The organism is Pseudomonas sp. E315 (assembly GCF_055406205.1).
This window is the reverse complement of the sequence record NZ_JBUZPJ010000036.1, coordinates 1-871: the sequence shown is the minus strand read 5'-3', so window position 1 is coordinate 871 and position 871 is coordinate 1. Positions and strand designations below refer to the sequence as shown.

Annotated in this window: 1 pseudogene; it reads right to left on the bottom strand. The window is 61.5% G+C overall.

The features are described 5' to 3' along the window. Positions 1-871: pseudogene (locus ACZRJQ_RS22005) on the bottom strand (sugar-binding protein); the annotation flags it as partial.

Below are 871 nucleotides of genomic sequence, written 5' to 3'. Positions count from 1 at the left end.
GCTATTGATCAGTGGCGGCAGTTCCACATAACGATACCTAGTGCGCAGCACCGGTGCCTGACCTTCATGGCCCTCGGCCGGGTGCACCGTTTTGCTGCGCAGGTTGCGCACAAAACCCTGCGGGTCGGCGGGGCACTGAACGTTACCGTCGTCATCAACGTAACCGGTGGCCGGGTAGTACTCATGCACGGTGCGAATACCGTTGTGCTGCCGTTCTTCGAGCAGGTTGCCGAAATTGTCGTAGGTGGTGGTCAGGGTTTCGCTGCGCGCTTGGGTGGCGTCGCTCTTGAGTTCCCAGCGCTTCTCCACAGTCTTGGGTAACTGGAAGTACGCCGGCTGCTGCTCAAAGGAGCCGGCGATGGTGTGGTAAGTGGTTGTCACCCGCTGCACGCAATCGCCCTGGGTGGTGGTTTCTTCGGTGAGCAGGTGGAAGCTATTGAAGGTGCGCTGCACCGTGCGCACCGTCACACCAGCAACTTTATGCTGGGCGGTGGAGCCGTAGGTGTAGCCGCGATCGGCCTTGTACAACTGGTCCAGGCCGTTGCTCTCCCAACTGATGTTAGCGCCGTTGCCGATGAAGTTTTCCAGCGTGTAGTCGTACCTCACCTCCATCGGCGGCTGCTCGAAGCCGGGAAAGAGTTGATGGCGGGTCACCCGCGGCAGGTTCGCCCGGCCGCTGTTGCCTGGGTAGGCATGGCCGGTGTCCAGGTACTCGATGGTTTCGCGCCCGCCGACCGGGGTCTTGACCTCCTGAATGCAGCTCAGGCCACGCACCTCCAGGTAGTCGAAGCGCCAGCTGGCGTTCTCCTCGGTGGGCAGGACGATCTCGACCACTTCACGTTTGGGGTTCAGCTTGAGTTCGAAGCGCGCC